This is a genomic window from Kitasatospora sp. NEAU-CNBT7 (assembly GCF_057220535.1).
The window spans coordinates 79,131-100,904 of the sequence record NZ_JBXQQB010000009.1 but is presented as its reverse complement, the minus strand read 5'-3'; the positions used below and the strand labels follow the sequence as shown (position 1 = coordinate 100,904).

General features: G+C 73.2%; 19 protein-coding genes. 7 read left to right on the top strand and 12 right to left on the bottom strand.

Annotation, left to right across the window (positions count from 1 at the left end):
• Positions 1–49 precede the first annotated feature (49 nt).
• Positions 50–883 (top strand): SDR family oxidoreductase, encoded by an 834-nt coding sequence (locus AC2TEW_RS14745; RefSeq protein WP_484623785.1) that lies wholly within the window; start codon positions 50–52, stop codon positions 881–883.
• A 410-nt stretch (positions 884–1,293) separates the two neighbouring features.
• Here the strand turns inward: AC2TEW_RS14745 and AC2TEW_RS14740 are convergent, their stop codons facing one another.
• The 9 genes from AC2TEW_RS14740 to infC all read right to left on the bottom strand — a co-directional run bounded on the left by AC2TEW_RS14740 (position 1,294) and on the right by infC (position 10,833).
• Positions 1,294–2,025, bottom strand: coding sequence for a DUF7873 family protein (locus tag AC2TEW_RS14740; protein ID WP_484623784.1), 732 nt, complete (start codon positions 2,023–2,025; stop codon positions 1,294–1,296).
• 61 nt (positions 2,026–2,086) lie between these two features.
• Complete coding sequence (locus tag AC2TEW_RS14735; RefSeq protein ID WP_484623783.1) at positions 2,087–2,917, bottom strand: chitosanase; 831 nt, start codon at positions 2,915–2,917, stop codon at positions 2,087–2,089.
• A gap of 296 nt (positions 2,918–3,213) precedes the next feature.
• Positions 3,214–5,727, bottom strand: a complete 2,514-nt coding sequence (gene pheT, locus AC2TEW_RS14730) for a phenylalanine--tRNA ligase subunit beta (RefSeq protein WP_484623782.1) — start codon at positions 5,725–5,727, stop codon at positions 3,214–3,216.
• On the bottom strand, positions 5,727–6,848 hold the full coding sequence (pheS, locus tag AC2TEW_RS14725) for a phenylalanine--tRNA ligase subunit alpha (RefSeq protein ID WP_484623781.1): 1,122 nt from the start codon (positions 6,846–6,848) through the stop codon (positions 5,727–5,729). Before pheS ends, pheT begins: the two co-directional genes overlap by 1 nt.
• 248 nt (positions 6,849–7,096) lie before the next feature.
• Complete coding sequence (locus tag AC2TEW_RS14720) at positions 7,097–8,200, bottom strand: sensor histidine kinase (RefSeq protein WP_484623780.1); 1,104 nt, start codon at positions 8,198–8,200, stop codon at positions 7,097–7,099.
• A 55-nt stretch (positions 8,201–8,255) separates the two neighbouring features.
• On the bottom strand, positions 8,256–9,122 hold the full coding sequence (locus AC2TEW_RS14715) for a TrmH family RNA methyltransferase (protein WP_033825493.1): 867 nt from the start codon (positions 9,120–9,122) through the stop codon (positions 8,256–8,258).
• A gap of 118 nt (positions 9,123–9,240) precedes the next feature.
• On the bottom strand, positions 9,241–9,630 hold the full coding sequence (gene rplT / locus AC2TEW_RS14710; protein ID WP_033825492.1) for a 50S ribosomal protein L20: 390 nt from the start codon (positions 9,628–9,630) through the stop codon (positions 9,241–9,243).
• A gap of 103 nt (positions 9,631–9,733) precedes the next feature.
• Positions 9,734–9,928 (bottom strand): 50S ribosomal protein L35, encoded by a 195-nt coding sequence (gene rpmI, locus AC2TEW_RS14705; protein WP_030055648.1) that lies wholly within the window; start codon positions 9,926–9,928, stop codon positions 9,734–9,736.
• A gap of 170 nt (positions 9,929–10,098) precedes the next feature.
• Positions 10,099–10,833: a translation initiation factor IF-3 gene (gene infC, locus AC2TEW_RS14700; protein WP_484623891.1), complete on the bottom strand. Its 735-nt coding sequence runs from the start codon at positions 10,831–10,833 to the stop codon at positions 10,099–10,101.
• A gap of 441 nt (positions 10,834–11,274) precedes the next feature.
• Here infC and AC2TEW_RS14695 point away from each other — a divergent pair, with 441 nt between their 5' ends.
• On the top strand, positions 11,275–11,646 hold the full coding sequence (locus tag AC2TEW_RS14695) for a DUF1844 domain-containing protein (protein WP_033825490.1): 372 nt from the start codon (positions 11,275–11,277) through the stop codon (positions 11,644–11,646).
• A 100-nt stretch (positions 11,647–11,746) separates the two neighbouring features.
• Here AC2TEW_RS14695 and AC2TEW_RS14690 read toward each other — a convergent pair whose 3' ends face one another.
• Positions 11,747–12,490: an SseB family protein gene (locus tag AC2TEW_RS14690; RefSeq protein ID WP_484623890.1), complete on the bottom strand. Its 744-nt coding sequence runs from the start codon at positions 12,488–12,490 to the stop codon at positions 11,747–11,749.
• An 80-nt stretch (positions 12,491–12,570) separates the two neighbouring features.
• Here AC2TEW_RS14690 and AC2TEW_RS14685 point away from each other — a divergent pair, with 80 nt between their 5' ends.
• Both AC2TEW_RS14685 and AC2TEW_RS14680 read left to right on the top strand, forming a co-directional pair.
• Positions 12,571–13,785, top strand: a complete 1,215-nt coding sequence (locus tag AC2TEW_RS14685) for an amino acid deaminase/aldolase (RefSeq protein WP_484623779.1) — start codon at positions 12,571–12,573, stop codon at positions 13,783–13,785.
• Between the two features lie 61 nt (positions 13,786–13,846).
• Entirely contained in the window at positions 13,847–14,254 is a 408-nt protein-coding gene (locus AC2TEW_RS14680; protein ID WP_484623778.1) for a hypothetical protein, read from the top strand.
• A 70-nt stretch (positions 14,255–14,324) separates the two neighbouring features.
• Here the strand turns inward: AC2TEW_RS14680 and AC2TEW_RS14675 are convergent, their stop codons facing one another.
• Complete coding sequence (locus AC2TEW_RS14675) at positions 14,325–15,350, bottom strand: DUF2510 domain-containing protein (protein WP_484623777.1); 1,026 nt, start codon at positions 15,348–15,350, stop codon at positions 14,325–14,327.
• 152 nt (positions 15,351–15,502) lie between these two features.
• On the opposite strand from AC2TEW_RS14675, the gene AC2TEW_RS14670 reads away from it, so the two are divergent.
• From AC2TEW_RS14670 to AC2TEW_RS14660, 3 genes are all read left to right on the top strand, one after another.
• On the top strand, positions 15,503–16,255 hold the full coding sequence (locus AC2TEW_RS14670) for a gamma-glutamyl-gamma-aminobutyrate hydrolase family protein (protein ID WP_484623776.1): 753 nt from the start codon (positions 15,503–15,505) through the stop codon (positions 16,253–16,255).
• A 200-nt stretch (positions 16,256–16,455) separates the two neighbouring features.
• Entirely contained in the window at positions 16,456–17,538 is a 1,083-nt protein-coding gene (locus tag AC2TEW_RS14665; RefSeq protein ID WP_484623889.1) for a cation diffusion facilitator family transporter, read from the top strand.
• Positions 17,539–17,640: 102 nt separating this feature from the next.
• Positions 17,641–18,558, top strand: coding sequence for a 5'-3' exonuclease (locus tag AC2TEW_RS14660; protein ID WP_484623888.1), 918 nt, complete (start codon positions 17,641–17,643; stop codon positions 18,556–18,558).
• 309 nt (positions 18,559–18,867) lie between these two features.
• Here the strand turns inward: AC2TEW_RS14660 and AC2TEW_RS14655 are convergent, their stop codons facing one another.
• Positions 18,868–21,732 (bottom strand): DEAD/DEAH box helicase, encoded by a 2,865-nt coding sequence (locus tag AC2TEW_RS14655; protein WP_484623775.1) that lies wholly within the window; start codon positions 21,730–21,732, stop codon positions 18,868–18,870.
• Positions 21,733–21,774: the final 42 nt, after the last annotated feature.

Here is a 21,774-nt window from a genome sequence, read left to right as displayed (position 1 = left end):
CGCCGTGTCCCCGGGTCGACCGGGCCGGTGGGCGGTGGGAGGCTCGTAGGTGGGCCTGGATCACCGGCTGGAGGTGGCGGCGATGGCGATCGTGCTGGTCACGGGCGGGACAGGGCATCTGGGGCGGGAGCTGGTGGAGCGGCTGCGCCCGGCGTACCGGGTGCGGGTGCTCGCCAGGTCGCCGGGGACCGGGGGCGAGGTCGACTGGGTGCGCGGGGACCTGGCCACCGGGGCGGGGGTGGCGCAGGCGGTCGCCGGGGTGTCCGCCGTGGTGCACGCGGCGACCTGCTCGCCGGCCGCGCGGCGGGGCTACCCGCGCCCGGCGGACCTGTGGCGCAGTCCGCCCGAGGTGGACGTGGACGGCACCCGGCTGCTGCTGGAGGCGGCGGCCCGTTCGGGGGTGGACCACTTCGCGTACATCTCGATCGTGGGGGTGGACCGGCCGCGCGGGCCGTACCTGCGGTTGAAGCTCACCGCGGAGGAGCTGGTGCGGGAGTCGGGGGTGCCGTTCTCGATCCTGCGGGCGACGCAGTTCCACTGGCTGTTCGACCGGATGCTGGGGAAGGCGGCCCGGCTGCCGGTGCTGCCGTTGCCGGCCCGGGTGCCGGTGCAGCCGGTGGACGCGGCGGACTTCGCCGGGTACGTGGCCGAGTGCGTGGCCGCCGGGCCGGGCGGGCGGTGCGAGGACTTCGCCGGGCCCGAGGTGCTGACCCTGGGGACGCTGGTGGACCAGTGGCAGTGGGCGCGCGGGCGGCCCCGGAAGGTGATCGGCCTGTACGCGCCGGCGCCGCTGATGCGGGCGGCGTACACGATGACCGCGCCGTACGGGCGGCGCGGGACGACGACCTGGGCCGACTGGCTGGGCGGGCGCGGCGGCCGGTGACGCCCGAGCGGCCGGACATGGTGACGGGACCCGGGAGCGGTATCCGGCTCCCGGGCCCCTGAGGTGCCACCCACTTGCTCGCGCCGGCACGTTTAAGAGCTGCGGATCATTTTGACAGTGTCGTGTTCTGCCTTTGAACTACCGTGCCACGAGAGGCACAGGCGGGACTTGAACCCGCATCCGACCCTTTGGTCCGCACTCGGTCGATCCGGCGCGCGGCGGCGAATACTGAGACTGGAGCGAGAGTCTGAGTTTCAGGGGGCTGCCTCTACCCTTTGGGCCACCCCGGCACGTGGTGCCGGGGGGAGGACTCGAACCTCCACCGTTACCCCGTCGTCAGCTTCAACATCAGTGTCAGCTTGCGCTGTTGCCAGCGCACCCCTTCGCTCGCACGAGGGGCGATCAGAAGGCTACCCGAACAGGTAGCCGAAGACGGCGTCGCCGGTCCGCCGGTCGGTGACCTCGGCGCCGTTGGCCTCCTCGCGGGCGAACTGCACGGCCTGCTGCAGCTTCTCGACCCGCTCGACCAGCTCGTTGACCCGCCGGGCCGGGAGCGCGCCGGAGAACTTGACGGTGGTCCAGTACCCGACCGGGATGTCCTCGTAGTACACCTCGACCTGGGCCGGGTGCTTCTCGGTCGCCTCGGCCTTGACGTGGTTGCGCGGCACCTTCTTGGTGCGGATGGTGCGGACCGCGTCGGTCTTCCAGGCGTCGGTGGACGGGTCGGGGCTCCAGGCCTCCGAGGCGTCCAGCACCGGCAGCTTGCGGACGAAGGTGTAGAGGTCGGTGAGCTGCTTCTCGAGGAAGAGCAGGTAGGTCACCGGCACGTCCTTGAGCAGCGGCCGGCCGTCCACCACCACGTCGGCGCGGGCCTCCTGGTTGGCCCAGTCCTTGGTGGCGGTCACGTCGAACAGCCGGGTGAGCGAGGTGGCGGTGGCGCGCAGGATGTCCTCGGCCTTGACCTGGACCCGGGTCGACTCGGGCGGCAGCTGCTCGCCCTCCTCGTCCTTGGGCTGGTAGGTGCGGGAGATGCCGGCCAGCAGGGCCGGCTTCTGCAGGCCGTGATGGGCCTGGGTGAGCTCCTGGAAGGACTTGGACTTGACGCCCTTTTCGACCGCGATGATCTGGTTGAGTTTCGCCACGTCGCAGAAGCTACCAGCACCCTGACGTACTGTCGTGCGAATAAGCGGAGCCGGTCCCGGGTCAGCTGTTGATGCTGTACGGGTCGCCGTAGACCTTCCACTTCAGCGGCGGGTTGAGGTCGAAGTTCTTGGCGTTGAGGAAGACCAGCTGCTCGGTGTCGACCCGGCTGGTGTCCGCGTGCGCCTCCTCCTTCTTCATGACCACCTTGCGGGCGTCCAGGAACGCCTTGAGGTAGGCGGTCTCGTCGCCGCCCTGGGCGGGGGTCTTGGCCTTCTTCATCGCGGCCTTGCGGATGCCGCCGAAGCTGTCGGAGTCGGTGCCGGGCCCGTGCATCACGATGGCGTCGTAGTAGATGAACTGGCCGAGCGCGCGCAGCCCGTCGGACTTGGCCTGGCTCACGGCCGGGTTGAAGTAGACCCGGTCGCGCTCGTCGTTCTGCGCCTTCTGGAAGACGGTGTCCTTGGCGGCGGTCGCCCAGTCCTTCTCGAAGGCGGAGCCGAGACCGGAGTGCGACTCGCTGCCGTTGACCTTCCGCAGGGCCGGCAGGTACTTGGCGAGGATGTTGCCCGGCTTGAGGTCGGTGTAGTGCTCGACCAGGTCGAGCATGTCGCCGGTGCCGGAGCAGAAGCCGATGATGCCGGCGGTGTAGCCGCGGCCGTCGCCGATGTCCTCGATGTACTTGTACTGGGCCTTCCAGTCGAGCGACGAGTTCTCGGCGCTGGACACCAGCTGCATGGCGATGTCCTTCTTGTGCGCGTCGTCCAGGCCCACGGCCGCCACCGAGACCACCGAGGTCTCGGCATGTCCGACGCCGGCGGTGGCGACGGTCAGGGGGATGGCGGCGAGGACGATCGCCAGGGCGGTACGGGCGGTGCGGTGCTGCAGTGCCATGTGACGCTCCGTCTGCCGACTGCGGGCATGGGGGTACCCGCAGTTCACGTTAGGAAACTTTCCTAACTGATTGAAGCGCCTCCGCTCCCCGGGCCGCAACCCCCGCGCACCACCGACCAGTTGGCCGAAATCCCGGCACCCGGCGGCCCGCCACGCCCGCACCCCCTCCCACCTGCGCCGACAATGTCCGCGTCAAGACCGGCGGGACGGCGGAAAAAACAAAAAAAGACAAGGACCTCCCCCTCCCCGGGATGGTGCCCTCTGGGCCCGGGGCCGTTCGCCGCTGCCTGCCGCGCTCAGACCCCGCGCAGCACCGCGCCGGTCCGCTCGCCGGCCACCGCCACCGCGTTCGCGCGCGCGGCCGAGGCCTCGTCCGCGGTCAGCGTGCGGTCGTCGGCCCGGAAGCGCAGCGAGTACGCGAGCGACTTCTTGCCCTCGCCCGCCTGCTCGCCGGTGAACACGTCGAACAGCCGGATCGCCTCCAGCAGGGCGCCCGCGCCGTCCCGCAGCGCCGCCTCGACCTCGGCCGCCGGGACGGCCGCGTCGACGATCAGCGCGACGTCCTGGGTGGCCACCGGGTACGAGGACACCGCCGGGCCGCTGACCCGCTGCCCGCCCTCGGCGAACAGCAGGTCCACGTCGATCTCCATCGCCGCGGTGCGCTCCGGCAGGTGCAGCGCCTTGGTCACCCGCGGGTGCAGCTCACCGGCGTGGCCCACCACCCGGTCGCCGACCAGCAGTTCGGCGCACCGGCCCGGGTGCCACGGGGCCCGCTGGGCCTGGCGGACGGTCAGCTCGACGTTGGCCGCGCGGGCCACCGTACGGGCCGCCTCGACCGCGTCCGCCCAGCCCGCCTGCGCGCCCTTGCCCCACCAGCCGGACGGCAGCCGCTCACCGGCCAGCGCGACGGCGATCCGCCGCGGCTGGTCGGGCAGGGCCGCGTCCAGCTCGGCCAGCTCGGCATCGCTCGGACGGCGGTCGACGGGCAGCCGCGGGGCCACCTTGAGCTCCGCCTTGGGCAGGAACACCGTGCCGGTCTCGAAGACCGCCAGGTCGGTGTTGCCGCGCCCCAGGTTGCGCCGCACCGCGCCGAGCAGCCCCGGCAGCAGCGTGGTGCGCAGGCCCGGCTCCTCGTCGTTGAGCGGGTTCACCAGCTTGACCGTGCGGCGGCGGTCGTCGTCCGGCTCGAGCCCGAGGGCGTCCAGCGCGGCCTCGCCGACGAACGGGTAGTTGTTCACCTCGACGAACCCGGCCCCGGCCAGCGCCACCCCGGCCCGGCGGTGGAACCGCTGCGCCTCGGTCAGACCGCGGCCCGGCGGGACGGTGGGCATCCGGGCGGGGACGTTGTCGTACCCCTCCAGCCGGATGACCTCCTCCGCGAGGTCGTACGGGTCGGTCAGGTCGGGCCGCCAGGTCGGCGGGGTGACCTCCAGGATGTCGGCGCCCACCACGGTGCAGCCGATCTCCTGCAGCCGCCGGGTGACGGTCTCGCGGCCGTACCCGGTGCCCGCGACCCGGTCCGGCAGGTCCGCGTCGATGGCGATGGTACGCAGCGGGTGCGGGGCGGCGATGTCGGTGACCCCCGCCTCGGCGGTGCCGCCGGCGATCAGCACCAGCAGGTCCACCGCGCGCTGGGCGGCGGCGCGGGCGGCCTCCGGGTCGACGCCGCGCTCGAAGCGCTTGGACGCCTCGGAGGGCAGCTTGTGGCGCTTGGCGGAGCGGGCGATCGCGACCGGCTCGAAGTGCACGGCCTCGATGATCACGTCGGTGGAGCCGGTGACCTGGCCGGTCTCCGGGTCCACCACCGGCTCGAGGATCTCGGTGGTGGCGCCGCCCATGACCCCGGCCAGGCCGATCGGCCCGGAGTTGTCGCAGATCAGCAGGTCCTCGGTGGACAGCTTGCGCTTCACGCCGTCCAGGGTGGTGAGGGTCTCCCCCGCGGCCGCCCGGCGGACCTGGATCGGGCCGTCGACCCGGTTGCGGTCGTAGGCGTGCAGCGGCTGGCCGACCTCCAGCATCACGTAGTTGGTGATGTCGACGGTCAGCGAGATCGGGCGGATGCCCGACTTCTGCAGCCGGCGCTGCAGCCAGATCGGCGACTGCGCCGAGGGGTCGACGCCGGTCACGGTGCGGGCCACGAAGCGGTCGCAGCCGGCCGGGTCGGCGACCTTCACCAGGTAGCCGTAGGAGTTGGCCGGGGGCACGTCCAGCAGCGCCGGGTCGGCCAGCGGCAGCCCGTACGCGGCGGCGGCCTCGCGGGCCACCCCGCGCATCGAGAGGCAGTAGCCGCGGTCCGGGGTGACCGCGATGTCCAGCACCTCGTCGACCAGCTGCAGCAGCTCGATCGCGTCGGTGCCGGGCTCGTGGTGCGGCTCCAGCACGATGATGCCGTTGTGGTCGTCGCCCATGCCGAGCTCGCGGGCGGAGCAGATCATGCCGGCCGAGGTGTGGCCGTAGGTCTGCCGCGCGGCGATCGGGAACGGGCCGGGCAGCACCGCGCCCGGCAGCACCACGACCACCTTGTCGCCGACGGCGAAGTTGGTCGCGCCGCAGACGATCTCCTGCGGCTCGCCGGTGCCGTTGGCGGCGCCCACGTTGACGAAGCAGTGCCGGATCGGCTTCTTGAAGCCGGACAGCTCCTCGATGGAGAGCACCTCGCCGACCACCAGCGGGCCCTTGAGGTCGGCGCCGAGCTGCTCGACGGTCTCGACCTCCAGACCGGCCCGGACCAGGCGGGCCGCGACGTCACGGCCGGTCTCACCCGCCGGAAGGTCGACGTACTCGCGCAGCCAGGAAAGCGGGACGCGCATCAGATCTCCATCCCGAACGGGAGGGTGAAGCGGACGTCACCCTCGACCATGTCGCGCATGTCGGCGACGTTGTGGCGGTTCATCAGGATTCGCTCCAGGCCCAGGCCGAAGGCGAACCCGCTGTAGCGGCTCGGGTCGACGCCGCAGGCGACCAGCACCCGCGGGTTGACCACGCCGCAGCCGCCGAGCTCGATCCAGCCCTCGGAGGAGCAGGTGCGGCAGGGGCGGTCCGGGTTGCCGACGCTCTCGCCCCGGCAGACGAAGCACTGCAGGTCGATCTCGGCGCTCGGCTCGGTGAACGGGAAGTACGAGGGCCGCCAGCGCAGCTGCAGGCCGTCGCCGATCAGCTTGGACACCAGCAGCTCGATGGTGCCCTTGAGGTCGGCGAAGGTGATGCCCTCGTCCACCGCGAGGCCCTCGACCTGCCGGAAGACCGGGGTGTGGGTGGCGTCCAGCTCGTCGGTCCGGTAGACCCGGCCGGGGCAGACCACGTAAACGGGGGGCTCGCGGTCGAGCATGGTGCGGGCCTGGACCGGGGAGGTCTGGGTGCGCAGCACCACGCCGGAGTCCGGGGTGCCGTCCGGGGCCTGGACGAAGAAGGTGTCCTGCATCGAGCGGGCCGGGTGGTCCTGGTCCAGGTTGAGGGCGTCGAAGTTGAGCCACTCCGCCTCGACCTCGGGGCCCTCGGCGACCTCGTAGCCCATGGCCACGAAGGTGTCCTCGATCCGCTCGGCCAGGGTGGTCAGCGGGTGCCGGGCGCCGCGCGGGGCGCGGTCGTACGGCAGCGTGACGTCGACCGCCTCCTCGACCAGCACGCGGGCGTCCCGCTCCGCCTCCAGCTCGGCCTGACGCTTCGCCAGCGCCTGGTTGACGGCGCCGCGGGCCTGGCCGATCAGCTTGCCCGCCGCGGCCTTCGCGTGCGGCGGCAGCGCGCCGATCTCGCGGTTGGCCAGCGACAGCGGGGAGCGGTCGCCGGTGTGGGCGACCTTGGCGGCCTTCAGCTCGTCGAGGCTGCCGGCCGCGGCGAACGCCGCGACGGCCTCGTCCCGGGCCTGCTCCACCACCTCGGGCTTGAGTGCCTCGACCTCTACCGGGTCGTACGACTTATTGGGTGCCGACATCTCTATCTTTCCCGTGCTCCTGCTGGTGAAGGGTTCTGGTGGAACAGCTCGCCCCTGCGTCACGCCCGGCGTGGCCTGGTCGCGGGCAGCCGGTCCCGGTGACGGGAGGAGGGGTGTCCGCGGCTCGGCCGCGCGGGGCGTACCACAACGCCAAAGGTCGAGTGTAGTCGTAGCGCGCGCAGGGCCGGCCGCAGGTCCGCGGGGCCCCCGCACGGCGGAGCCCGCCGGGCCGGTCGCTCCAGGGGCTCTCAGAGCATGAAGTCCGGCACTCCGGCGGGCAGGATAAATCGGAACTGGGCGCCGCCGCCGGGGGCGCGGCTGATCCGGATGGTGCCGCCGTGGGCCTCGACGATGCCCTTGACGATGTAGAGGCCGAGTCCGGTGCCGCCGCGCTTGGAGCCGCGCCAGAAGCGGGTGAAGACGCGCGGCATCGACTCCTCGGGGATGCCGCTGCCTTCGTCGCTCACGGTGACCGCTGTTCCTTCCAGGACCCGGGGCGGGGTGCCCGGAGGCTCCCAGCCGGCCGCCTCGACCACTTCCTTGGCGGGCGCCACCTCGATGGTGACAGTGCCCTCGCCGTGCCGCACCGCATTTTCCAGCAGGTTGGCCAGCACCTGGTCGACCTTGTCCGGGTCGGCCCACAGCGGCCCGGCCGGCTCGCCGACCCGGATGTCGAACCGCTCCGCCGGGATCCCGGCGGCGATCTTGCCGGCCACGTGCCGGCGGACCGCGGCCGGCAGGTCGACCACCTGCTTGCGGACCTCCAGGCGCCCGGCGTCGATCCGGGAGATGTCCAGCAGCTCGGCGATCAGCCGGGTGACCCGGTCGGCGTCGGCGTCCACGGTCTCCAGCATCACCCGCTTCTGCCCGTCGTTGAACCGCTCCCACTTGGCCAGCAGCGTCGCGGTGAAGCCCTTGACGCTGGTCAGCGGGGAGCGCAGCTCGTGCGCGACGGTGGCGATCAGTTCGGCGTGGCTGCGCTCGGTCCGCCGGCGCGCCTCGGTGCCGCGCAGCGACACCACCACCTGCCGCACCGGCCCGCAGGGGCGGTCCCGGACGTACCGGGCGCAGGCCAGCACCTCGCGGCCGCCGGGCAGCAGCAGGTTGCGCTCCGGCTGGCCGGTACGGACCGCGAGACCGCCGTACGGGTCGGTCAGCTGCCACCAGCGCCGGCCGTCGAGGTCCTCCAGCGGCAGCGCCTGCTCCAGCGGGGCGCCGAGCGACGCGGCCTGCGAGCGGCCGGTGATCCGGGCGGCGGCGGCGTTGAAGACGGTCACCAGGCCGCGGGCGTCGGCGACCACCAGCCCGTCCGGCAGATCGTCCGGGTCGAGCCGTGCACCGCTGCCCACCATGGGTGTCCCTCCCGCTTACCCAGCGTGTTGCCGCCCCGAGCAGACCCTAGCGCCCCTACCCCCGTACGCGACAGCCTCCGGGCGAGCGCTGTGCCCGGGCCGAGGCGTAGAGGCAGACGGCGGCGGCCGTGGCGAGGTTGAGGCTCTCGGCGTGTCCGTGGATGGGGACGCGCACCACCTCGTCGGCCAGTGCGCGGGTCTCCTCCGGCAGGCCCCAGGCCTCGTTGCCGAAGACCCAGGCGCCGGGCGCGCCCAGGGTGCCCTCGTCGAGTTCCTGGTCCAGGTCCCGCTCCCCCGCACCGTCCGCGGCCAGCACCCGTACGCCGGCCTCGCGCAGCCGGGCGACGGCCTCCTCGATCGGCACGCCGGTGGCGAACGGCAGGTGGAACAGGCTGCCGACGGACGCCCGGACGGCCTTCGGGTTGTACAGGTCGACCGAGGCGTCGGTGAGGATCACGGCGTCCGCGCCGGCCGCGTCGGCGGTGCGCAGCACGGTGCCGGCGTTGCCGGGGTCACGGACGTGCGCGAGCACCGCGACCAGCTGCGGGCGGGCGGCCAGCACCTGCTCGAAGGGGGTGTCGATGAAGCGGCAGAGTGCGACGATGCCCTGCGGGGTCACGGTGTCGCAGATCTCGGCGATCACCTCGTCGGTCGCGGTGAGCACCGGCAGTCCGGCGGCCAGTGCGGCCTCGACGATCTCCGCGTGGCGCTCGGCGGCGTCCACGGTGAGGTAGATCTCCACCACGGCGTGCTCGGCCGAGCCCGGCAGCCGCCCGAACGCCACCGCCTCCCGGACGGCCTGCGGGCCCTCGGCCAGGAAGCGGCGCTCCTTGCTGCGCTGGTTGCGCTTGGCGAGCCGGCGGGCGGCGGCCACCCGCGGGGAGCGCAGGGAGGTGAGCAGGGGGGTGTCGGTGCTCTGCATGCTCTCGTTCTCTGGGTAGGGCCGGTGGCTCCGGGAGGCCGGGGGCCGCGCCAACGAATCGGACCCGCAGGCCCTGGGGCCTGCGGGTCCGGACAGCTCAGCTGTGATCCGCTCGGGATCAGGCAGCGGCGACCTTCGGCGCGTTCACGTCGGCCGGCAGCGCCTTCTGGGCGACCTCGACGAGGACGGCGAACGCACCGGCGTCGTGCACGGCCAGCTCGGCCAGCATCTTGCGGTCGATCTCGACGCCGGCGGCCTTCAGGCCCTGCACGAAGCGGTTGTAGGTGATGCCGTTGGCACGGGCCGCAGCGTTGATGCGCTGGATCCAGAGCTGGCGGAAGTCGCCCTTGCGCTTCTTGCGGTCGTTGAAGTTGTAGACGAGCGAGTGGGTGACCTGCTCCTTGGCCTTGCGGTACAGGCGCGACCGCTGGCCGCGGTAACCGCTGGCCCGCTCGAGGATGACCCGGCGCTTCTTGTGGGCGTTCACTGCCCGCTTGACGCGTGCCACTTGATTACTCCTAGGTTTGGACCGCGGACTGCTTCACGCGGTCCGTCATTCGATTGGGTCGGGAAGGATCAGCCGGTCCCGCGGCGCTGCCGCGGGCGAGCGATCACTTGCCCAGAAGCTTCTTGATCTTCTTGGCGTCGGCCGGGGCCAGCTCGACGGTGCCGGCCAGCTTGCGGGTCAGCGTCGAGGGCTTGTGCTCCAGCAGGTGGCGACGGCCGGCACGCTCGCGCAGCACCTTCCCGGAGCCGCTGATCTTGAAGCGCTTGCTGGCGCCGCTGTGCGTCTTTTGCTTCGGCATGTCGCCGTCTCTCCTCATCGTCCGCCCTCGGCCCGCACACTGCTGTGCGGGCCCCGGGCACAGGCCCCTCCCCACCCAGGTGTCGGGTCAGGAGGGCGGTTCTCGGTCACCGGGGCGGATGCCCCGGTGCCTGGTGGCCGGTCGCTCGGACGAGCCGTGAGCCCTGGGGCTCAGGCGTCCTGCGCGGTCTCGGCCGGCTGCTCGACCTCGGCGGCCTCGTCGCCCTCGACGGCCTCGGCCTGGTCGAGGGCCTCATCGGCCTCGACGTCCTCGGTGTCGTCGGCGGCCGAACCGGGGGTCCGGCCCTGGCGCTCGGCCTTGCGGGCGTCCGCAATCGCACGGGCCTCGGCCATCGCCTCGGTCTTCTTCTTGTGCGGGCCGAGAACCATGATCATGTTTCGGCCGTCCTGCTTCGCCGAGGACTCGACGAAGCCCAGGTCCTGGACGTCGTCCGCGAGCCGCTGCAGCAGTCGGAAGCCCAGCTCGGGGCGGGACTGCTCACGACCGCGGAACATGATCGTGATCTTGACCTTGTCGCCCTGCTTGAGGAACCGGACGACGTGACCCTTCTTGGTGTCGTAGTCGTGCGGGTCGATCTTCGGCCGGAGCTTCATCTCCTTGATGACCGTGTGCGCCTGGTTCTTGCGCGCCTCACGGGCCTTCATGGCCGACTCGTACTTGAACTTGCCGTAGTCCATGAGCTTGCAGACCGGCGGCCGCGCGGTGGCGGCAACCTCGACCAGGTCGAGGTCGTACTCCTGGGCAAGCTCCAGCGCCTTGGCGAGCGGGACGATGCCGACCTGCTCGCCGCTGGGACCGACGAGTCGCACCTCGGGGACGCGGATCCGGTCGTTGATGCGGGGCTCGGTGCTGATGGGGCCTCCTCGGTTGCACCTTTTTTCGATGCGGCCGTCGGACGGCGGTCGCACGTAGTGGCTTCGACCACTGGGCGGGGCTTCATTCATGCTGCGCTGCGAACAGCACCGCAAGCACGAAAAAAGCCCCGCACGGTTGCACGCGGGGCTCCACACAATCCTGGGCGCCGGATGAGGGCGCCGCTGGCGACCTGCGACCCTGACGGGCGCCTGTCGCGGACCGTACCCGTCGACCGTGAGGACGAAGCGGGTGGGAGACTGGCTCGGCGGCCCTGACGGACCTCCGGGGTGGAGCCTCCACTTGCTGGCCACGAACCCATGCGGGAACCTGGCCGGTCAGTCTCGAAGCATACAGCCTTTCCCCGGCCACCGGTATTCCGGCCCCGCCGGGCCCCACCGCCCACCTGCGGCGGCGCACCGGCTGGGTACGCTCGCTGTGTACCCAACCCGGCACGACGGAGTGAGCCCACCTTGACCAGCCAGCCGCACGAGCACGACGACGACCAGGCGATCGGCTTCGACGACCTGACCCGCGACATCGCGGAGGTGCCGGCCGTCGAGGTGATCACCACCGTGGCGGTCCACCTGATGAGCGCCGCGGCCGTGAAGTGCGGACTCGCCGAGGGCGGCGAGAAGGACAAGGACCTGGACGAGGCCCGCAAGCTGATCACCGCGCTGGCCGGTCTGGTCACCGCCGGCGCGCCGGAGATCAGCAACTTCCACGCCGCCCCGCTGCGGGACGGCCTGCGCTCGCTCCAGCTGGCCTTCCGCGAGGCCTCGCTGGTCCCGGACGCCCCCGGCGCCGGCCCCGGCGAGAAGTTCACCGGGCCCGTCTACTCCTGAGCGCCCCCGCTCCCGTACGCCGATGCCCCCGGAGCCGGACTCCGGGGGCATCGGCGTGTCCGGCGCCGGTGGACGGCCGACCGGGCCCGCGGGCGCCGGGTCAGCGGCGGTACAGCGCGTCGGCGGGCAGAGCGGTGGTGACCGGCACCAGCGCCAGCTGCAGACCGCGGTCCAGCCTGACCCGGAGCACCGGGTCACCGGTGAGCGCCCGGGCCAGCCGCTCGACCGTCCCCCGGACCTCCGCGTCGGCCGCCCCCTCCGCCAGGGTCACCGCCACCGTGCCGTCCACCCCCTCACCGGGCAGCAGATGGCCGGCCACGACGGCCGGCTCGGCCGCGAGCACGCCGCGCACCGCCTCGCGCACCTGCGGATCGGCGACCGGCGGCAGGTAGTGCCGGTTCTCCGCGACCGCGCGCAGCCGGGCGCCGGTCAGCTGGAACGGGACCGGCCCGGCCGGGTCGAGCAGCAGGGTGTCGGCCCGCTCGGAGTACGCCACCATGGCGGCCTGCGGGGCGGCCACCGGGGCCGGCCGGGCGTCGGCGCGCCAGCGGGCCATGCTCGCCAGCGAGGTGAAGGCCGGCAGCGCCCGGCGGCCGTCCGCCGCCTCGACCACCGGCACGGCCATGTCGCTGGTCTTCTCGTGCCGCAGGCCGTCGGGGCCGGTCTCCACCTCGCCGAGCAGGGCCACGATCGGCACCATCAGCCGGCTCGCGGTCAGGGCGTCCAGCAGCTCGTCCTCCGCCGCGCGGTCCTCGGCCCAGGCCGCCAGGGCCGCGGCCAGGCGGGGGTCGGCGGTGCCGTCGTCGTCCGCGAACCCGGGGTTCGGAATGTTCTTGCGCTCCACCCCGTGAGGGTATGCCACCCGGCCGCGATATCCCGGACGGGACCCTACCCAGCGGTAGCGCCGTGTGGCAGTCTGCGGCCATGGCCAACCTCCGCCCCGCCCCGGGTACCGCCGCCGACCGGGCCCGCTACGACCGGGCCACCGCGCACCTCGACGCGCCGCTGGCCGTCGTCGACCTGGACGCGTTCGACGCCAACGCCGCCGACCTGGTCCGCCGGGCCGCCGGCAAGCCGATCCGGGTGGCCAGCAAGTCGGTGCGCTGCCGGGCCCTGCTGGAACGGGTGCTGGAGACGGACGGGTTCGCCGGGATCATGAGCTTCACCCTGGCCGAATCGCTCTGGCTGGCCCGCTCCGGCTTCGACGACGTCCTGCTGGCCTACCCGTCCGCCGACCGCTCCGGCTACGCCGAGCTGACCGCCGACCCCAAACTGGCCGCCGCCGTCACCGTCCTGATCGACGACCCGGCCCAGCTGGACCTGGTGGACCGGGCCCGCGAGGGCACCGAGACCGTCCGGGTCTGCCTGGAGCTGGACACCTCGCTCCACCTGCTCGGCGGCCGGGTCCGGGTCGGCGCCCGGCGGGCGCCGCTGCGGACCCCCGCGGAGCTCGGCGCGTTCGCCGAACTGGTGCACAACCGGCCGGGGTTCAGGGTGGTCGGCCTGATGGCGTACGAGGGCCACATCGCCGGCGTCGGCGACCGGGTGGCCGGCCGGCCGCTGCGCTCGCGGGCCATACAGCTGATGCAGGCGAAGGCCCGCACCGAACTGGCCGTCCGGCGGGCCGCGGTGGTGCGGCGGCTGCGCGAGGTCGCGGACCTGGAGTTCGTGAACGGCGGCGGCACCGGCAGCGTGGAGAGCACGGTGGCGGAGCGGGCGGTGACCGAGGTGGCCGCCGGGTCCGGCCTGTACGTGCCCCGGCTGTTCGACAACTACCGCTCGTTCCAGGGCCGTCCGGCCGCCCTGTTCGCCCAGCCGGTGGTCCGGCGGCCGGGGGTCGGGGTGGTCACCGTGCTCGGCGGCGGGTACCCCGCGTCCGGCGCCGCCGGGCCGGACCGCTCACCGGTGCCGTACCTGCCCGCCGGACTGCGCTACGACCCGCAGGAGGGCGCGGGCGAGGTGCAGACCCCGCTGCTCGGCCCGGCCGCCGACGACCTGCTGATCGGCGACCGGGTCTGGTTCCGGCACGCCAAGGCCGGCGAACTGTGCGAGCGCTTCGCCGAGTTGCACCTGATCGAGGGCGACCGGGTGGTCGACACCGTGCCCACCTACCGGGGAGAGGGGAAAACGTACCTCTGACCATCACCGGTCCGGTCTAGGCTGACGGTCAGTCGGACGGTGACACCGAGAGGGGGCCGCCATGGAGGCGGAGATCGTCGCACTGGCCACGTCAGGGGCGAGCACGCTGGTCGGATTGATGGTGACCGAGCTGTGGACCGAGGCGCGCGGCCGGTTCGCGTCGCTGTTCGGGCGGCGCAGCGAGGCAGTCGGCGAGGAGCTGGAGGAGGTCCGCCGCGAGCTGCTGTGCGCCGATGACCAGGTGGCCGCGGCCCTCGGCGCCGAGGCGGAGTGGGAGGCCCGGCTGCGCCGCGCCCTCGCGGCCGACCCGGAGGCCGCCGCCCAGCTGCGGGCGCTGCTCGACGAGCTCCGCCCGCACCAGGAGCCGGGACCGCGCTCGGTGCAGATCGTCAACAACACCGTCACCGGCGGCATCCACGGCACCACGATCCAGTCCGGCTCCATCCACGGTCTCGGTACCGGCCACTGACCCCACGCGTCGCGGGCGCGCGACGGTCCCCGGCGCCGGGCGCCGGGGACCGTCGGCAGGGCGGGCCCGCTCAGGTGCGGGTGCCGCCCGGGGCGCCGCCGGGGGCGGGGCCGTCGTACGCGGCGATCCCGGAGACGATGGTGTCCATCACCTTCACGTCGGGCGCCTTGGGATCGATGTCGAAGCCCAGGTGGACGGTGGTCAGCTGCTTGCCGTCCGCGGTCGGGAAGACCACCGTCTCGACGTAGCCGTCGTTGCCCTGTGCCGCGTCGACCTTCCAGCGGACCAGGTAGCCGCTCTTCCCGGCGACCGTGACCGCCTCCGACTTCAGCTCCTCGTGGGACTTGACGTCGTTGTACGACTCCTTGGCCGCCGCCGCGATGTCCGCGAGCGCCGCCTGCTTGGCGTCGGTGCCGTCGATCTTGCCGGTGACCGCCCCGCCGAGCGAGCAGTCGCTCTTGCCGTCGGCGCAGGTGTACGAGCCTATGGTGAGCGCGGCGTAGCCCTTGTCGGTGGTGCCGCCGTCCCAGCCGTCGGGGACCGGCAGGCTGATCCGGTTGACCACGTCGACGGCCGGTCCGCCGCCGCCCGGGCCGCCGTTGCCGCCGCGTCCGCCCTGGCCGTTGCCCTGGCCGTTCTGGCCGCCCTGGCCGTTGCCGCCCTTGCCACCGAAGCCGCCTCCGGGGCCGCCGCCCGGGCCGCGCATGCTGTCCGAACCCGGGCGCTGGCCCGGCCGGTCCGCCGCGCTGCTGTGGCCGGAGCGGCCGTCCATCACCAGGTAGGTCACCCCGGAACCCACCGCCAGGCCGATCAGCGCGGCCACCGAGGCGGCCAGCAGGACCGCCTTGCCGGGGCCGGTCCTGGGCTTGCGCGGGGCCGCGTCGGCCGGCGGCAGCTCGGGAAAGCGGACCGTCGGGTCGGCACCCAGCACCTGCCCTTCGAGCACCCGCCCGTCGTCGCTCCCGACCGCGTCGGCGACCGCGCCGGGCCGGGTCTCGGCGGTCCATCCATGGCCGTCCCACCAGCGCTCGGGCCGCGGGTCGCCGGTGGGGTCCTTCGGGTCCGGGTACCACCCGGCGGGAATCTGCTCGCTCACCCCAGAGAATCTAAGGGCCCGCGGATAAGCACGGAATCAGCGGGAGCTGAGATTGGCGCTCCCCCGATGAGATTCGGATGAGAAAGACACACCGCTCACCCGGATCGCCCCAGCGGCCGCGTCCCGCCCCGCGAGGCGGCAGAATTCCCGGCATGACCCACGGCATCGCCCAACGGCCCGTCATCGGCATCAGCACCTACCGCACCACGGCCGCCTGGGGCCGCTTCGACCGCCGGCTCGCGGTCATGCTGCCCGAACGCTACCCGGCCCTGGTCCGGGACTCCGGCGGCGTCGCCGTCCTGCTCCCCCCGGACGCCCCCGAACACGCGCCCGCCGTCCTGGCCCGGCTGGACGGCCTGGTGATCGCGGGCGGCGAGGACGTCGACCCGCGGCTCTACGACGAGCCCGCCCACCCCAGGACCGAGGCCATCGCGCCCGAGCGGGACGTCTGGGAGGCGGCGCTGCTGCGCGCCGCACTGGCCGCCGGCGTCCCGGTGCTGGGGATCTGCCGGGGGATGCAGCTGCTGAACGTGGTCCGGGGCGGCTCGCTGATCCAGCACCTGCCCGACGTGGTCCACCACGAGGGCCACGCGGGCGGCGAGGGCAGCTACGGGCGGCACGCCGTCCGGGCGCTCGCGGGCACCGGGCTGGGCGGGGTGCTCGGGACGGAGAGCCTGGTCGTGCCGACCTCGCACCACCAGGCGGTGGACCGGCTCGGCGAAGGGCTGACGGTCTGCGCCCGGGCCGAGGACGGCACCGTCGAGGCGGTGGAGGACACCGCCGGCGGCGCCTTCGTGCTCGGCGTGCAGTGGCACCCCGAGCAGGGCGAGGACCTGCGGGTGATGCAGGCGCTGGTGGGCGCCGCCGCGGCCGCCCGTACCCCCGAGCTGCAGCCGGTCGGCTGACCGCCGGGAGCGCACCCGTCCGCCGCGCGGACCGCCGCCCGGACGGGCCGCCGCTCGGCCGCTCGGCGGCCCCGCGGTAGCCCGTCCGACGGGAACGACAACGGTCACCAGTGCAGGCTTTGGATCTTCCTCCGATCTGGGGTTCACTTCGTGGACGGGCAGTTGCGCCCGGCGACCGGAGCGTGCGGGAGAGGATCTCGATGGGCGGCCACGACCACCAGGGACACGACCACCAGGCGCACGACCCGGGCGGCCCGGAGCACAGCGGGCAGGACCACAGCGGGCACGACCACGGCGGGCACGGCGGGCACGGCGGGCACTCGCACGCGGTGGCCGCCGACGCCGACCGCCGCTGGCTGCTCAGCGCCCTCGCGCTGATCGTGGTGTTCATGGCCGGCGAGGTGGTGGTCGGCTTCGCCGCCCAGTCGCTGGCCCTGATCTCCGACGCCGCCCACATGCTCACCGACGCGGCCTCCATCGTGCTGGCCCTGGTCGCCATGCGGCTCGCCGCCCGGCCCGCCCGCGGCGGCTACACCTACGGGCTCAAGCGGGCCGAGATCCTCTCCGCCCAGGCCAACGGCGTCACGCTGCTGGTGCTGTCCGCCTGGCTCGGCTACGAGGCGGTCCAGCGCCTGATCCACCCGCCCGCGGTGGAGGGCGCGCTGGTGCTGGTCACCGCGCTGGTCGGGATCGTCGTCAACATCGCCGCGACCTGGTGCATGTCCAAGGCCAACCGCAGCTCGCTCAACGTCGAGGGCGCCTTCCAGCACGTGCTGACCGACCTGTACGCCTTCATCGCCACCGCGGTGGCCGGCGCCATCGTGCTCACCACCGGCTTCGAGCAGGCCGACGCCATCGCCTCGCTGATCGTGGTGGCCCTGATGCTCCGGGCCGGCGTCGGCCTGGTCCGGGACTCCGGCCGGATCTTCCTGGAGGCCGCGCCCGCGGGAATCGACCCCGACGTGGTCGCCGACCGGATGGTCGCCTCCCCCATGGTCGAGGAGATCCACGACCTGCACATCTGGGAGATCACCTCCGGACAGCCCGCCCTGTCCGCGCACATCCTGGTCACCCCGGGCGGCGACTGCCACGCCGTCCGCCGCACGCTGCAGCGGCGGCTGCGCGAGGAGTACCGGATCAGCCACAGCACCCTCCAGGTCGACCACGTCGGCGAGGACGACGCCCAAGGGCTGCTGCAGATCACCGGCCCCGGCACCGAGCCGTGGGAACACTGCGCCGACGCCCACGGCCCCGTCCACCGCGCCGGACCGCACGAGCACTGACCGACGCGTGGTCCGCACGGGCACCGACCGGCGCGTGGTCCGCCGGACCGACGGAACGTCAGCGTGGTGCGGCATGATCTGAGGGTGACCGCACCCCGCCTGATGCTGCTCGACACCGCCAGCCTCTACTTCCGCGCCTACTTCGGCGTGCCGGAGTCCATGAAGTCACCCGACGGGCAGCCGGTGAACGCCGTCCGCGGCCTGCTCGACTTCATCGCCCGCCTGGTCCAGGACCACCGGCCCGACCAGCTGGTCGCCTGCATGGACGCCGACTGGCGCCCGCAGTGGCGGGTCGACCTGATCCCCTCGTACAAGACCCACCGGCTCGCCGCCGAGCCCGCCGAGGACGGCGAGGAGGAGATCCCGGACACCCTCTCCCCCCAGGTCCCGGTCATCGAGCAGGTCCTGGACGCGCTCGGCATCGCCCGGGTCGGCTCGCCCGGCTACGAGGCGGACGACGTGATCGGCACGCTCACCGCGCGGGCCGCCGGGCCGGTCCAGATCGTCACCGGCGACCGGGACCTGTTCCAGCTGGTCGACGACGCGCGGCGGGTCACCGTGCTCTACCCCGTGAAGGGGGTCGGGCAGTTGCAGGTCACCGACGACCGGCTGCTGCGGGAGAAGTACGGCGTCGACGGCGCCTCCTACGCCGACCTGGCGGCCCTGCGCGGCGACGCCAGCGACGGGCTGCCGGGGGTCAAGGGCATCGGCGAGAAGACCGCCGCCCAACTGCTGCACATGTACGGCGACCTGGCCGGGATCCGGGCGGCCGCTCTCGACCCGGACTCCAAGCTGACCCCGGCCCGGCGCAAGAACCTCCTGGACGGATCGGGCTACCTCGACGTCGCCCCCACCGTGGTCCGGGTCGCCACCGACTGCCGGCTCCCCGCCTTCGACCCGGCCCTCCCGGTCGAACCGCTCGACCCGATGACCCTCGAGGACCTCTCCACCCGCTGGAACCTGGGGAGTTCGCTGGAACGCGTGCTCGCCGCACTGGCCCTGCCGCCCACCGAGGCATAGATCAGGCGCGCCCCGGCAAAAAAACAGGGGCGCTGGATCAGCCAGAAGACAGGGGCGCGAGGAACTGCGCGAAAGCGGAAGAGTTCAGCTGGTCGCCTCCCGCAGCGCGCAGTTCCGCCCCCAGCGCCCCTGGAGGGTTGCCCCTTTGCGCGCTGGATCAGCCAAAAGACAGGGGCGCGAGGAACTGCGCGAGCGCGGAAGAGTCCAACATGTGCCCTCCCGACTGCGCGCAGTTCCGCCCCCAGCCTTCGGCCGGGAGGTGCCCCCAGCGCCCCTGATGGGTTGCCCCTGAATGGTTGCCCCTGCGGGTCAGCCGACCGAGGAGTAGGCGATGATGCCGCGGCGGAGGGCGTCGACCGCCTTGCGGGCGGTGGTCCGCAGGGCGGTGTCGTCGCCGGCCGCGTCCTGGATCTGGCCCAGGACGTCGATCAGTTGCTTGGTCCAGCGGACGAAGTCGCCGGCCGGCATGTCGGCGTCGCGCAGGACGGAGTCCAGGTTGTGGCCGAGCGCCCAGCGGTAGGCGGCCCAGGCGAAGCCGAGGTCGGGTTCGCGCTGGCCGACGCCCTCGGCGGTGGAGATCCGGTGCTGCTCCTCCAGGGCGTCGAGGTGGCCCCAGATCCGGACCATCTGGCCGAGCGCCTCCTTGGCGCCGCCCTCGGGGACCCGGGGGGCGGTGGCGTCGTCGGACTGCCGGGCCTCGTAGACCAGGGCGGAGGCGCAGGCGGCGAGTTCGGCGGCGGCGAGGCCCGACCAGACGCCTTCGCGGATGCACTCGGAGGCGAGCAGGTCGAGTTCGCCGTAGAGCCGGCCGAGCCGCTTGCCGTCGTCGGTGACGGTGTCCGCGCTGAGGTAGCCGAGGTCGGTGAGCAGGCCGCAGACCCGGTCGAAGGTGCGGGCGATGGTGTGGGTGCGCGAGCGCATCCGGCGTTCCAGCAGTTCGGTGTCGCGGTGCAGGCGGTGGTAGCGCTCGGCCCAGCGGGCGTGGTCCTCGCGTTCGTCGCAGCCGTGGCAGGGGTGCTGCCGCAGTTCGCCGCGCAGCCGCGCGATGACCTCGTCGTCGGCGGCGGCGGCGCGGCCCTTGCGGTAGCGCTCGGGCTCCAGGTGGCCGGCCTTGGTCCGCAGGGCGGAGGCGAGGTCGCGGCGGGACTGCGGGCTGCGCGGGTTGAAGGACTTGGGGATCTTGACCCGCTCGAGCGACTGCACCGGGTGCGGGAAGTCGATCATCGCGAGCCGCTTGACCTGCCGTTCGGCGGTGAGCACCACCGGGCGGGGCCCGTCCTGGTAGTCCGGGTGCCGGCTGGTCCGCGGTGAGCGGCTGACCGGCGGCAGGCCGGGGTCGAGGACCAGGGCGAGGCCGGCGAACTTGCCGGTCGGCACGTGGATCACGTCGCCCGGCTTGAGCTGCTCGATGGACTGGATCGCGGCGGCCCGGCGCTGGCTGCTGCCCTCGCGGGCGAGTTCGTTCTCCCGCTCGCGCAGGGCGTGCCGCAGCGCCATGTACTCGTCGAAGTCGCCGAGGTGGCAGGTCATCGACTCGCGGTAGCCGTCCAGGCCCTCTTCGTTGCGCTGGACCTGGCGGGCGATGCCGACCACCGAGCGGTCGGCCTGGAACTGCGCGAAGGAGGTCTCGAGCAGTTCCCGGGAGCGGTGCCGGCCGAACTGGCCGACCAGGTTGACGGCCATGTTGTAGGACGGCCGGAACGAGGAGCGCAGCGGGTAGGTGCGGGTGCCGGCCAGCCCGGCCAGCGCCTCCGGGTCGAGGCCGCGCTGCCAGAGCACCACGGCGTGGCCCTCGACGTCGATGCCGCGGCGGCCGGCCCGGCCGGTGAGCTGGGTGTACTCGCCGGGGGTGACGTCGGCGTGGGTCTCGCCGTTCCACTTGACCAGCTTCTCCATCACCACCGAGCGGGCGGGCATGTTGATGCCGAGGGCGAGGGTCTCGGTGGCGAAGACCGCCTTGACCAGGCCCTTGACGAAGAGCTCCTCGACCACCTCCTTGAACCTCGGCAGCATGCCGGCGTGGTGGGCGGCGATGCCGCGCTCCAGGCCGTCCAGCCACTCGAAGTAGCCGAGCACGTGCAGGTCCTCGTCGGGGATGTCGGCGCAGCGCTGCTCGACGATCTCCCGGACCACGGCCCGGTCGGCCTCCCGGTTGAGCCGCAGGCCCGAGGTGAGGCACTGCTGGACGGCGGCCTCGCAGCCGGCCCGGCTGAAGATGAAGGTGATGGCGGGGAGCAGGCCCTCGGCGTCGAGGCGTTCGATCACGTCGACCCGGCCGGGGGTCCAGATCCGGGTGGGGCGGCCGGTGGGCATGGAGCGGCCGCGGCCCTTGGCGAACCGGTCGCGGCCGCCGCGGTCCTGCTCGGAGCGGGCGAGCCGGACGAGCTCGGGGTTGACCGCCTTGGCCGGGTTGCGCGGGGCGTCCTTGGGACGGCCGTCGCGGTCGGGGCTGGCGAACAGGTCGTACATCCGGTTGCCGGCCATCACGTGCTGCCAGAGCGGGACCGGGCGGTGCTCGGAGACGATCACCTTGGTGCCGCCGCGCACGGTGTCGAGCCAGTCGCCGAACTCCTCGGCGTTGGAGACGGTGGCGGAGAGCGAGACCAGGGTGACGGACTCCGGGAGGTGGATGATCACCTCTTCCCAGACCGCGCCGCGGAAGCGGTCGGCGAGGTAGTGGACCTCGTCCATCACCACGTAGCCGAGGCCGTCGAGGGCGCGCGAGCCCGCGTAGAGCATGTTGCGCAGCACCTCGGTGGTCATCACCACCACGGGGGCGTCGCCGTTGACCGAGTTGTCGCCGGTGAGCAGGCCGACCTTGTCGGCGCCGTAGCGCTTGACCAGGTCGCCGAACTTCTGGTTCGACAGGGCCTTGATGGGGGTGGTGTAGAAGCACTTGCGGCCGCCGGCCAGCGCCAGGTGGACGGCGAACTCGCCCACGATGGTCTTGCCGGAACCGGTGGGGGCCGCCACCAGGACGCCCTGGCCGGCCTCGACGGCCTCGCAGGCCTCCAGCTGGAAGGGGTCGAGCGGGAAGTCGTAGAGCTCCTGGAAGCCGTGGAGGGCGGTGGCCTGCACCTCGGCCCGGCGCCGGGCGGCCCGGTAGGCCTCGGCGGGGCTGAGCTGCTCCTGGTCACCGAGCTGGTCGCTGCGGCCCGGCATGGCGCTGTTCATCGGCGTCACCTTTTCTTCCCGCGGGCGGACGGCCCCGAGGGG